This is a genomic window from Pseudomonas sp. SDO55104_S430 (assembly GCF_054070595.1).
The window spans coordinates 25,056-37,149 of sequence record NZ_JBSVXG010000040.1; the positions used below are offsets into that span (position 1 = coordinate 25,056).

At 62.4% G+C, this 12,094-nt stretch carries 9 protein-coding genes; all 9 read left to right on the forward strand.

Features of this window, described 5'->3' with window-relative positions; all coding sequences use genetic code 11:
* The 9 genes from pepP to gcvP all read left to right on the forward strand — a co-directional run bounded on the left by pepP (position 1) and on the right by gcvP (position 12,012).
* Positions 1-1,335 (forward strand): Xaa-Pro aminopeptidase, encoded by a 1,335-nt coding sequence (gene pepP / locus ACW9JE_RS10155; protein ID WP_457432657.1) that lies wholly within the window; start codon positions 1-3, stop codon positions 1,333-1,335.
* Entirely contained in the window at positions 1,332-2,519 is a 1,188-nt protein-coding gene (gene ubiH, locus ACW9JE_RS10160) for a 2-octaprenyl-6-methoxyphenyl hydroxylase (RefSeq protein ID WP_224536827.1), read from the forward strand. The genes pepP and ubiH overlap by 4 nt, the downstream gene beginning before the upstream one ends.
* On the forward strand, positions 2,512-2,997 hold the full coding sequence (locus tag ACW9JE_RS10165) for a DUF4442 domain-containing protein (RefSeq protein WP_224536828.1): 486 nt from the start codon (positions 2,512-2,514) through the stop codon (positions 2,995-2,997). Before ubiH ends, ACW9JE_RS10165 begins: the two co-directional genes overlap by 8 nt.
* A gap of 9 nt (positions 2,998-3,006) precedes the next feature.
* The gene (locus ACW9JE_RS10170) at positions 3,007-4,224 is read left to right on the forward strand and encodes a 2-octaprenyl-3-methyl-6-methoxy-1,4-benzoquinol hydroxylase (RefSeq protein ID WP_457432660.1); all 1,218 of its coding nucleotides are present in this window, start codon (positions 3,007-3,009) and stop codon (positions 4,222-4,224) included.
* A 229-nt stretch (positions 4,225-4,453) separates the two neighbouring features.
* The gene (locus ACW9JE_RS10175) at positions 4,454-5,458 is read left to right on the forward strand and encodes an extracellular solute-binding protein (protein ID WP_175379702.1); all 1,005 of its coding nucleotides are present in this window, start codon (positions 4,454-4,456) and stop codon (positions 5,456-5,458) included.
* A 119-nt stretch (positions 5,459-5,577) separates the two neighbouring features.
* Entirely contained in the window at positions 5,578-7,194 is a 1,617-nt protein-coding gene (locus ACW9JE_RS10180) for an ABC transporter permease (RefSeq protein ID WP_224536831.1), read from the forward strand.
* 156 nt (positions 7,195-7,350) lie between these two features.
* The gene (gene gcvT, locus ACW9JE_RS10185) at positions 7,351-8,433 is read left to right on the forward strand and encodes a glycine cleavage system aminomethyltransferase GcvT (RefSeq protein WP_224536834.1); all 1,083 of its coding nucleotides are present in this window, start codon (positions 7,351-7,353) and stop codon (positions 8,431-8,433) included.
* 49 nt (positions 8,434-8,482) lie between these two features.
* On the forward strand, positions 8,483-8,866 hold the full coding sequence (gene gcvH / locus ACW9JE_RS10190) for a glycine cleavage system protein GcvH (protein ID WP_224536836.1): 384 nt from the start codon (positions 8,483-8,485) through the stop codon (positions 8,864-8,866).
* Positions 8,867-9,138: 272 nt separating this feature from the next.
* Entirely contained in the window at positions 9,139-12,012 is a 2,874-nt protein-coding gene (gene gcvP, locus ACW9JE_RS10195) for an aminomethyl-transferring glycine dehydrogenase (RefSeq protein WP_457432658.1), read from the forward strand.
* Positions 12,013-12,094 lie beyond the last annotated feature (82 nt).

A 12,094-nucleotide genomic window follows, 5' to 3' on the forward strand; every position in this document is an offset into this window, starting at 1 on the left:
ATGATTCATATCCCGAAATCGGAATACGGCCGTCGCCGCAAGGCCCTGATGGCGCAGATGGAACCCAACAGCATCGCCATCCTGCCCGCTGCCGCAGTGGCCATCCGCAATCGCGATGTCGAGCACGTCTACCGCCAGGACAGCGACTTCCAGTACCTCAGCGGCTTTCCCGAACCACAGGCCGTGCTGGTCCTGATTCCGGGACGCGTGCATGGCGAATACATCCTGTTCTGTCGTGAACGCAACGCCGAGCGCGAACTGTGGGATGGCCTGCGCGCCGGACAGGAAGGCGCGATCGGCGAGTTCGGCGCCGACGATGCTTTCCCCATCACTGATATCGACGACATCCTGCCGGGCCTCATAGAAGGCCGCGACCGGGTGTACTCGGCCATGGGCAGCAACCCGGAATTCGATCGCCACCTGATGGAATGGATCAACGTGATCCGCTCCAAGGCGAACCTCGGTGCCCAGCCGCCGAACGAATTCGTTGCCCTGGATCATCTGCTGCACGACATGCGCCTGTATAAATCTGCGGCGGAAGTGAAGGTCATGCGCGAAGCCGCGCGGATTTCCGCTCAGGCCCATGTGCGGGCGATGCAGGCCAGCCGTGCCGGTTTGCATGAGTTCAGCCTGGAAGCCGAGCTCGATTACGAGTTCCGCAAGGGCGGGGCGAAGATGCCGGCCTATGGCTCGATCGTCGCGGCGGGGCGCAACAGCTGCATCCTGCACTACCAGCAGAATGACGCCGTGCTCAAGGACGGCGACCTGGTGTTGATCGACGCCGGTTGCGAGATCGACTGCTATGCCAGCGACATCACCCGCACCTGGCCGGTCAATGGCAAGTATTCGGCGGAACAGAAGGCGATCTACGAACTGGTGCTCGCTGCCCAGGAAGCGGCGTTTGCCGAGATTGCCCCGAACAAGCACTGGAACCAGGCCCACGAAGCCACCGTTCGGGTGATCACCCGCGGTCTGGTGGAGCTGGGCTTGTTGCAGGGCGAGGTCGATGAACTGATCGCCAGCGAAGCCTACAAAGCGTTTTACATGCACCGCGCCGGGCACTGGCTGGGCATGGACGTGCATGACGTTGGCGAGTACCGGGTCGGCGGCGAGTGGCGGGTGCTGGAAGTCGGCATGGCGCTGACCGTGGAACCGGGCATCTACATCTCGCCGAACAACCAGGACGTAGCGAAGAAATGGCGCGGCATTGGTGTGCGCATCGAGGACGACGTTGTGGTCACCAAAACCGGCTGTGAAATCCTGACCAAAGGCGTACCGAAAACGGTGGCCGAGATCGAGGCCCTGATGGCCCAGGCAAGGACCCAAGCGGCATGAGTCGATTCAATCTGGCAATCATCGGTGGCGGTCTGGTCGGCGCGAGTCTGGCGATGGCGTTGCAGGCCGGCGCCAAGGCTCGGGGCTGGAAGATCGTGCTGATCGAGCCCTTCGCTCCCGGCGAAAGCTATCAGCCCAGCTACGACGCGCGCTCCACGGCCCTGTCGTTTGGCTCCCGGCAAATCTATCAGCGGTTGGGCATCTGGCAGGAAGTCTCCCGCCGCGCCGAACCGATCAAGCAGATTCACGTCTCCGACCGCGGGCGTTTTTCCACGGCACGATTGTCGGCGATGGAAGAAGGCGTCCCGGCGCTGGGCTATGTGGCGGAAAACGCCTGGCTCGGCCAATGCCTGTGGCAAGCCCTGGACAAGGACGTGATCCACTGGCATTGCCCGGCGGAAGTCACGCGCATGGAGCCGCTCACCGATGGTTATCGGCTGACGCTCAATGACGAAACCTGCGTCGATTGCGATCTTGCGGTGCTCGCCGATGGCGGTCGCTCCGGTCTGCGCGAACAACTGGGTATTGGCATCAAGAAGCGCTCGTACAACCAGAGCGCGCTGATCGCCAACATCACCCCGAGCGAAGCCCACAACGGCATGGCGTTCGAGCGTTTCACCGACGATGGCCCGATGGCGCTGCTGCCCTTGCCGGACAACCGCTGCGCCCTGGTCTGGACCCGTCTGGGTATGGACGCGCAACGCTTGGCGGCCCTCGATGAGCGCAGTTTCCTCAGCGAGTTGCAGGGTGTGTTCGGCTATCGCCTGGGCACCTTGAAGCAGGTCGGCGCTCGCCACCTGTACCCGCTATCGCTGGTAGAAGCCGAAGAGCAGGTGCGTCCGCATCTGGCGATCCTCGGCAACGCCGCCCACAGCCTGCACCCGATTGCCGGCCAGGGTTTCAACCTGTCCCTGCGCGATGCCCAGGCTCTGGCCGATGCGTTGCTCGCCAGCGACAAGCCACTGGGGGATTTTGCGACCTTGCAGGCCTATCGCGAGCATCAGCGTCTGGACCAGAACCTGACCGTCGGCTTCTCCGATCAGGTCACGCGTCTGTTCGGCAGCACTCAGCCACTGGTTTCCCTGGGGCGCAATCTCGGCTTGCTGGGTCTTGATCTGTTGCCGCCGGCCAAGCGCTGGTTCGCCCGACAGGCGATGGGGCTGGGTACTCGTCCCAATGTTTAAGTGGCTGACTGCAACGTTCGGCAAAGCGCGATTGATGCGCTGGTTCATGTGCTTCTATCCACCGTACCTGGGCGCCGGGGTTAGGGTTCGGCACATCAGCGATGACTTTCGCGACATCCAGGTTTCCATGGGGTTGAGCTGGTACAACCGCAATTACGTCGGAACGCAATTCGGTGGCAGCCTGTATTCGATGGTCGATCCGTTTTTCATGCTGATGCTGATGGAAAACCTCGGACGCAACTACATCGTCTGGGACAAGGCCGCCGACATCGATTTCATCGCGCCGGGCAAAGGTCCGGTGCACGCCCGCTTCAGCATCGATGACACCCTGCTCGACGAGATCCGTCGACAGACAGCGGGGGGCGAAAAATACCTGCCGCAATTGCAGGTCGATATTCATGACGGCGCCGGCCAGCTGGTGGCGCGTGTCGGAAAAACCCTTTACGTGCGGCTCAAGCCGCAAGCGAGACAGGCTTAAAGCATGGAAATGCGCGCAGATCTGCTGATTGTCGGAGCCGGAATGGTCGGCAGCGCCCTGGCGTTGGCGTTGCAGGACAGCGGGCTGGAAGTCCTGTTGCTGGACGGCAGCCCCCTGAGCGTCAAACCCTTCGATGCCCAGGCCGCGTTCGAGCCGCGGGTGAGCGCGTTGTCCATCGCCAGCCAGCGCATTCTCGAGCGCCTCGGTGTTTGGGAAGGCATTGCCGGTCGACGCAGCAGCCCGTACAGCGACATGCAGGTGTGGGACGGCAGCGGCACCGGGCAAATCCACTTTTCGGCGGCCAGCGTGCATGCCGATGTGTTGGGGCATATCGTCGAGAACCGCGTGGTTCAGGATGCCTTGTTGGATCGTTTGCACGATTGCGATCTGGGTTTGCTGGCCAACGCCCGTCTCGAACAGATGCGCCGCTCCGGCGACGACTGGCTGCTGACCCTGGCAGACGGCCGCACCCTGCGCGCGCCGCTGGTGATCGCGGCGGACGGCGCCAATTCGGCGGTCCGGCGCCTGACCGGCATGGCGACGCGGGAGTGGGACTATATGCACCATGCCATCGTCACCAGCGTGCGCTGCTCCAAACCTCATCAAATCACCGCCTGGCAACGCTTTACCGATAACGGCCCGCTGGCCTTTCTGCCGCTGGAGCGAGATGGTCAGCATGACTGGTGCTCGATTGTCTGGTCGACCACTCCGACTGAAGCCGAACAACTGATGGCGCTGGGTGACGAGGAATTCTGCAAGGCACTGGCGCGGGCCTTCGAAGGGCAGCTGGGCGACGTGCTCAATGCCGACCCGCGTGTTTGCGTACCGCTGCGTCAGCGTCATGCCAAGCGCTATGTCGCCGAAGGTCTGGCGTTGATCGGCGACGCCGCTCACACCATTCACCCGCTGGCCGGGCAGGGCGTGAACCTGGGCTTCCTCGATGCTGCCGTGCTGGCTGAAGTGCTGTTGCAGGCGAGCACTCGCGGCGAACGTCTGGCGGATGTGAAGGTGCTCAGCCGTTACGAGCGTCGCCGCATGCCGCATAACCTGGCGTTAATGGCGGCGATGGAAGGTTTCGAACGGTTGTTCCAGGCTGATCCGCTGGCGGTGCGTTGGTTGCGCAATACCGGGTTGAAACTGGTCGACCGGTTGCCCGAGGCCAAGGCGCTGTTCGTGCGCGAGGCGCTGGGGTTGACCGGGGAGTTGCCGGCGTTGGCCAAGGCCTAAGAGCTGGGTTGGAGCTGATGGCCTCTTCGCGGGCAAGCCTCGCTCCTACAGGTTACGAACCCAATACAAATCCCTGTAGGAGCGTGGCTTGCCCGCGAAGGCGTCAGAACATCCACCACACAGCTCACCTGTGCAACATCTGGTAACTCCTCCGCCAACTGTTCGATTGAGAAGCTAAATGTGAGTCCTTATCATTTGCCCACATTTTTTCAATCGAGAGACCGCTCCCATGTTGGCACCGAAGCGTCTTCTGACCGCACTGGCTCTGACCCTGATCGGCAGTACCGCCGCCCAGGCCGCCGATGAAGTAGTGGTTTACTCCTCGCGTATCGACGAGCTGATCAAGCCGGTCTTCGATGCCTACACCGCCAAGACCGGCGTGAAGGTGAAGTTCATCACCGACAAGGAAGCGCCGCTGATGCAGCGGATCAAGGCCGAGGGCGAGAATGGCGTTGCCGACCTGCTGCTCACCGTCGACGCCGGTAACCTCTGGCAAGCCGAGCAGATGGGCATTCTCCAGCCGTTTACCTCGAAAACCATCGACACCAACATTCCCCTGCAATACCGCGCCGCGTCCCACGCCTGGACCGGCCTGAGCCTGCGGGCGCGGACCATCGCCTATTCCACCGACCGGGTGAAACCGGGCGAGCTGACCACCTACGAAGCGCTGGCCGACAAGGAATGGGAAGGCCGCCTGTGCCTGCGCACGGCGAAGAAGGTCTACAACCAGTCGCTGACCGCCACCATGATCGAAGTCCATGGCGCCGAGAAAACCGAGAAGATCCTCAAGGGCTGGGTCAACAACCTGTCCACCGACGTGTTCTCCGACGACGTGGCGGTGCTGGAAGCGATCAATGCCGGCCAATGCGATGTCGGCATCGTCAACACCTACTACTACGGTCGCCTGCACGCTCAGAAGCCGGACCTGCCGGTGAAGCTGTTCTGGCCGAACCAGGCAGACCGTGGCGTGCACGTGAACCTGTCGGGCATCGGTCTGACCAAACACGCGCCGCACCCCGAGGCAGCCAAGGCCCTGGTGGAGTGGATGACCACGGCTGAAGCGCAAAAGATCTTCGCTGACGTCAACCAGGAATTCCCGGCCAATCCGACGGTGAAACCTTCCGCGGAAGTGGCTGCCTGGGGTGAGTTCATCGCCGATACCTTGCCGGTTGAAGTGGCGGGCAAGCGTCAGGCCGAGGCGATTCGCATGATGGATCGCGCCGGCTGGAACTGAGTCCGCGTTAAAGCGTAAAAGATCGCAGCCTTCGCCAGCACCTACCCCTTGTAGGCGCTGCCGAAGGCTGCGATCTTTTCGCGTTTTCCCAAACCCCGAATTTTCACGAGCGCTTCCCCTTGGCCCACCCCGCCCAACGCCGCTGGTATCCCCTGGTCTTCGCCATTGCTGCGCTGGTCTTGTTGCCCCTGAGTGTCCTGTTGCTGTCCTGGCAGTCGATCGATCAGCAGATCTGGTCGCACCTGTGGGAAACGCAGATGCCGCGTCTGTTGGGCAACACCCTGACCCTGGTGCTCGGCGTCGGTGTCGGTGTAACCGTCCTCGGTGTGAGTCTGGCCTGGCTCACCAGCCTCTGCGAATTCCCCGGCCGACGCTGGCTGGACTGGGCGTTGATGTTGCCGTTCGCGATTCCCGCTTATGTGCTGGCCTTCGTTTTCGTCGGCCTGCTGGATTTCGCCGGCCCCGTGCAAACCTTGCTGCGCGAATGGTTCGGCACCGGACTGCGCCTGCCCCGGGTTCGCTCCACCGGAGGGGTGATTCTGGTGCTGGTGCTGGTGTTTTATCCCTACGTCTACCTGCTGGCGCGCACCGCGTTCCTGGCCCAGGGCAAGGGCCTGATGGAAGCGGCGCGAGTGCTGGGGCAGACGCCATGGCAAGCGTTCTGGCGGGTGGCGATGCCCATGGCGCGGCCCGCCATCGGCGCCGGTGTGGCCTTGGCGCTGATGGAAACTTTGGCGGATTTCGGCGCAGTTTCGGTATTCAACTTCGACACCTTCACCACGGCTATCTACAAGACCTGGTACGGATTTTTCAGCCTGTCCACCGCCGCGCAACTGGCCAGCCTGCTGTTGTTGGTGGTGATGGTGGTGCTGTACGGCGAGCGTCGCGCCCGGGGTGCCAACCGAGCGAGCAACGAGCGGCCTCGGGTCAAGGCGCTGTATCACCTGCGGGGCATCAAGGCGCTGTTGGCCACCAGTTGGTGCGGTCTGGTGTTCGCCTGTGCGTTCGTCATTCCGATGCTGCAATTGCTGGCCTGGTTCTGGCAGCGCGGGCGCTTCGATCTGGATGAGCGTTACACCGGCCTGATCGTCCACACCCTGTATCTGGGGGCGATGGCTGCGCTGATCACCGTCAGTGTCGCGCTGGTCCTGGCGTTCGCCCGGCGGCTGGCGCCGACACCGGGCATTCACGCCGGGGTCGGTCTGGCCAATCTCGGTTATGCCTTGCCCGGTTCAGTGCTGGCGGTGTCGATCATGCTGGCGTTCAGTTATCTGGATCGCGAATTGGTGATCCCGCTGTCCGGCTGGCTCGGTGGCGCCGGCAAACCCTTGCTGTTGGGCAGCCTGTCGGCGTTGCTGCTGGCCTATCTGGTGCGCTTCATCGCCGTGGCGTACGGGCCTCTGGAAAGCAGTCTGGCGCGTATACGGCCATCTTTGCCCGAAGCGGCACGAAGCCTGGGCGTCGGCGGGCCGCGACTGTTTTTCAAAGTGTATCTACCGTTGTTGCTGCCCGGTTCGTTGAGCGCCGCGTTGCTGGTGTTCGTCGACGTGCTCAAGGAAATGCCCGCGACCCTTCTGATGCGCCCGTTTGGCTGGGATACGCTGGCGGTGCGGATCTTCGAAATGACCAGCGAAGGGGAGTGGGCAAGGGCCTCTTTACCGGCGCTGACCCTGGTCCTGGTCGGGCTGTTGCCGGTCATCGGATTGATCCGGCGTTCAGCGCACCAAAACAGCTAGGTGCCAGTCCTACACCTTGCGGCTACAATGCGCGGCATTCGGTGCGGTCCGTCTGACAGAAGAAGTAGTAGTAATCGGCTGAAAGCCCTTTGTTTCAAGGCTTTGGCCCGATTGAGCTCTCGCCCGCACCCTCGCCACGCCCGGAAGGAGAAACCCATGGGACAGCGTACGCCTCTGTATGACCTTCATCTCGCTCTCGGCGCGAAGATGGTCGATTTTGGCGGTTGGGATATGCCCCTGCATTATGGATCGCAGGTCGAGGAACACCATGCAGTGCGTCGCGACTGCGGTGTTTTCGATGTATCCCACATGACCGTTATCGACGTCGATGGCCCCCAGGCCAAAGTCTGGCTGCAGCATCTGCTGGCCAATGACGTCGAGCGCCTGCACAACCCGGGCCGCGCCTTGTACAGCACCATGCTCAACGAGCGCGGCGGCATCGTCGACGACATGATCGTCTACCGCCTGGACGAGGGTTATCGTCTGGTGGTCAATGCCTCAACCCGCGATCAGGACCTGGCGTGGATGCAGGCTCATCTCGCCGGTTTCGATGTGAACCTCAAAGAACGCTCCGAGCTGGCGATGCTGGCCATTCAAGGCCCACACGCCCGGCACAAGGTGGCCGAACTGGTGAACCAGTGCCGGGGCAATCTGATCCAGCTGCTCAAGCCCTTCGAAGGCCTGCCTGATGGCGACTGGTTCTTCGCGCGCACCGGTTATACCGGCGAAGACGGCCTGGAAATCATTCTGCCGGCCGATCAGGCGCCGGGATTCTTCAACGATCTGGTGGGGGCGGGCATTTCCCCGATCGGTCTCGGCGCGCGGGATACCCTGCGGGTCGAGGCCGGCATGAACCTGTATGGCCAGGACATCGATCAACAGGTGTCGCCGCTGGTTTCCAACATGGCCTGGAGCATCGCCTGGGAGCCGGCCAGCCGCCAGTTCATCGGGCGCAGCGCGCTCGAAGCCGAACAGAGCGGCGGCGTACAGCACAAATTGGTCGGTCTGGTGCTTGAGGAACGCGGGGTTTTGCGCGCTCATCAAGTGGTCCGTATCGCCGATGTTGGCGAAGGGGAGATCACCAGTGGTAGTTTCTCTCCTACGCTTAGCAAGTCGATTGCACTGGCGCGCGTGCCGATGGCGACAGCCGACCGCGCGGAAGTGGAAATCCGTGGCAAGTGGTACCCGGTCCGAGTGGTCAAACCGACCTTCGTCCGCCATGGCAAAACCTTGATCTAATCTCTTTGGCGGGCCTTGTCCGCCGACCATTTTCCTGAGGACACAGAACATGAGCGATATCCCTGCCGACCTGCGTTTTGCCGAAAGCCACGAATGGGCGCGCCTGGAAGCCGACGGCACCGTTACCGTGGGCATCAGCGACCACGCACAGGAAGCGCTGGGCGATGTGGTGTTCGTCGAATTGACCGAAGTGGGCAAGACCTTCGCGGCCGGTGATCAATCGGGCGTGGTGGAATCGGTTAAAGCGGCTTCCGACATCTATTCCCCGGTTTCCGGCGAAGTGATCGCGATCAACGAAGAGTTGAGCGCATCGCCTGAGCTGCTGAACTCCGAGCCTTACGGCGCCTGGATCTTCAAGCTCAAGCCAAGCAACACCGCCGAGCTGGACAAGCTGCTGGATGCGGCTGGCTACAAGGCTGCCATCGGCGAATAAGCCTTAGGCAACACCCCAAAGCCCCGACCTGTCGGGGCTTTTTTATGTCTGGTGAATCTCCTCCCCCTGTAGGAGCAAGCTTGCTCGCGATGAACCTGAGCGCTCCGCGGGGTGTCAGGCTTCCCGCGTTATCGTTGACGACCATCGCGAGCAAGCTCGCTCCTACAGGGAGGGGATGAAGGTGTCGCGAGGGATTTGCATCCGACATCGGCTGCTATGCTGGATTGACCGTGTTGCATCGACGCCGAGCGCCAGTCAAGAGAGAGCCCGTCATGTCCCAGTTGCCGCCCTTGAGCCAGTTACGCGACCCCAATGCCTTTCTTCGCCGCCACCTCGGGCCGGATGCCGCCGAGCAGCAGGCGATGCTCGACAGCCTTGGTCTGGGCAGCCGGGTCGAGTTGATCGAGCAGACGGTGCCGCCGGGAATTCGCCTGAACCGTGCCCTCGACCTGCCGCCGGCCCTGGACGAAGAAGCCGCGCTGGCGAAACTGCGCGGTTATGCCGAGCAGAACCAGATCTGGACCAGCCTGATCGGCATGGGCTACCACGGCACGCTTACCCCGGCGGTCATCCTGCGCAACGTCCTGGAAAACCCCGGCTGGTACACCGCCTACACCCCCTATCAACCGGAAATCGCCCAGGGCCGGCTCGAGGCCCTGCTGAATTTCCAGCAGTTGACCATCGACCTCACCGGTCTTGAATTGGCCAACGCCTCGCTGCTGGACGAAGCCACGGCGGCCGCCGAAGCCATGGCCCTGGCCAAACGAGTCGCCAAGTCGAAAAGCAATCTGTTCTTCGTCGATGAAAACTGCCATCCGCAGACCATTTCCGTGGTGCAGACCCGGGCTGAAGGTTTCGGCTTCGAGTTGATCATCGACACGGTGGATAACTTGAAGCAGCACCAAGTCTTCGGCGCTTTGCTGCAATACCCCGACACCCACGGCGAGATCCGTGACCTGCGTCCGCTGATCGATCACCTGCATGCCCAGCAGGCGCTGGCGTGTGTCGCCGCAGACCTCTTGAGCCTGTTGCTGCTGACCCCGCCCGGGGAGTTGGGCGCCGATGTGGTGTTCGGTTCTTCCCAGCGCTTTGGTGTGCCCATGGGCTACGGCGGACCGCACGCGGCGTTTTTTGCCAGCCGCGAGGAGTTCAAGCGGGCGATCCCAGGCCGGATCATCGGCGTGTCGAAAGATGCCCGTGGCAACGTCGCCCTACGCATGGCTCTGCAAACCCGCGAGCAGCATATCCGCCGGGAAAAGGCCAACTCCAACATCTGTACTGCGCAAGTGCTGCTGGCCAACATCGCCAGTTTCTATGCGGTCTATCACGGGCCGGAAGGGCTCAAGCGCATTGCCCAGCGCGTGCACCGGCTGACCTGCATCCTCGCCGCCGGCCTTGAGCGCAAGGGCATCAAGCGCCTGAACCAGCACTTCTTCGACACCCTGACCCTGGAAGTCGGCGGCACCCAGACAGCGATCATCGAAAGCGCCCAGGCCGCGCAGATCAACTTGCGCATTCTGGGGCGCGGGCAGTTGGGCCTGAGTCTCGACGAAACCTGCGATGAAACCACCGTGGTCCGGTTGTTCGATGTATTCCTCGGTGCCGACCATGGGCTCAAGGTCGAGGATCTGGACGCCGAAGCCCTGGCCGGCGGCATTCCCGCAGGCCTTGTACGTACTTCGCCTTATCTGCGGCATCCGGTGTTCAGCGCCCATCACAGCGAAACCGAAATGCTGCGCTACCTCAAGCAACTGGAAAACAAGGATCTGGCGCTCAATCAATCGATGATTCCGCTGGGCTCCTGCACCATGAAGCTCAACGCTACCAGCGAAATGATCCCGATCACTTGGCCGCAGTTTGCCAACCTGCATCCGTTTGCGCCCAGGGAGCAGGCAGTGGGTTATTCATTGATGATCGAGGAGCTGGAGCGCTGGCTCTGCGCGATCACCGGTTTCGATGCGATCTGCATGCAGCCCAACTCCGGCGCCCAGGGCGAGTACGCCGGGCTGCTGGCGATCCGCAAATACCACGAGAGCCGTCAGCAGGGCGGGCGCGATATCTGCCTGATTCCGTCCTCGGCCCACGGCACCAACCCGGCATCGGCGCAGATGGCCGGGATGCGCGTGGTGATTGTCGAGTGCGACGAGGCCGGCAACGTCGATCTGGATGATCTGAAAGAGAAAGCCGCTCACGCTGGCGACAAGCTTTCATGCCTGATGGCGACCTATCCGTCGACCCATGGCGTGTATGAGGAAGGCATCAGCGAGATCTGCGAGGTGATCCACAGCCATGGTGGCCAGGTGTACATGGACGGCGCCAACCTCAACGCCCAGGTCGGGCTGGCACGTCCGGCGGACATCGGCGCCGACGTGTCCCACATGAACCTGCACAAAACCTTCTGCATTCCCCATGGCGGTGGCGGGCCGGGCATGGGGCCGATTGGCATCCGCGCGCATCTGGCGCCGTTCGTGGCCAATCACCCGGTGGTGCCGATCGACGGGCCGTTGGCGCAGAACGGCGCCGTCAGCGCCGCGCCCTGGGGCAGTGCGAGCATCCTGCCGATCAGCTGGATGTACATCGCGATGATGGGCCCGCAACTGGCGGATGCCAGCGAAGTGGCGATTCTCTCTGCGAATTACCTGGCGCGGCATTTGTCAGGAGCGTTCCCGGTGCTTTTCACCGGGCGCAACGAACGGGTCGCCCACGAATGCATTCTCGATCTGCGCCCGCTCAAGACCTTGACCGGCATTAGTGAGGAAGACGTTGCCAAGCGCCTGATGGACTACGGCTTCCATGCGCCGACCATGTCTTTCCCGGTGCCCGGAACCTTGATGGTGGAACCTACCGAAAGTGAATCGAAGGCCGAGTTGGACCGCTTTATCGGCGCGATGCTGAGCATCCGTGCGGAGATCACCGAGGTGCAGAACGGCAACTGGCCGGCCGAGGACAACCCGCTCAAGCGTGCGCCGCATACCCTGGCCGATATCACCGGTGTTTGGGAGCGGCCTTACAGTATCGAGCAGGGCGTCACGCCGGATGCGCATACCAAGGCGCACAAATATTGGCCGGCGGTGAACCGGGTGGACAACGTGTATGGGGATCGCAACCTGTTCTGTGCGTGTGTGCCGCTGGATGAGTACCGATAACCTGCGGGCACACTTGTGACCCTGTGGGAGCGGGATTTTCCGCGCCGAAATGGTGTCCCTCCCCCCCCCCCCTCCTCCCACC

What these genes read in the sequence shown, in the direction of transcription:
- pepP (WP_457432657.1), top strand. Translation starts at nt 1, where the DNA reads ATGATTCATATCCCGAAATCGGAATACGGCCGTCGCCGCAAGGCCCTG.
- ubiH (WP_224536827.1), top strand. Translation starts at nt 1,332, where the DNA reads ATGAGTCGATTCAATCTGGCAATCATCGGTGGCGGTCTGGTCGGCGCG.
- ACW9JE_RS10165 (WP_224536828.1), top strand. Translation starts at nt 2,512, where the DNA reads ATGTTTAAGTGGCTGACTGCAACGTTCGGCAAAGCGCGATTGATGCGC.
- ACW9JE_RS10170 (WP_457432660.1), top strand. Translation starts at nt 3,007, where the DNA reads ATGCGCGCAGATCTGCTGATTGTCGGAGCCGGAATGGTCGGCAGCGCC.
- ACW9JE_RS10175 (WP_175379702.1), top strand. Translation starts at nt 4,454, where the DNA reads ATGTTGGCACCGAAGCGTCTTCTGACCGCACTGGCTCTGACCCTGATC.
- gcvT (WP_224536834.1), top strand. Translation starts at nt 7,351, where the DNA reads ATGGGACAGCGTACGCCTCTGTATGACCTTCATCTCGCTCTCGGCGCG.
- gcvH (WP_224536836.1), top strand. Translation starts at nt 8,483, where the DNA reads ATGAGCGATATCCCTGCCGACCTGCGTTTTGCCGAAAGCCACGAATGG.
- gcvP (WP_457432658.1), top strand. Translation starts at nt 9,139, where the DNA reads ATGTCCCAGTTGCCGCCCTTGAGCCAGTTACGCGACCCCAATGCCTTT.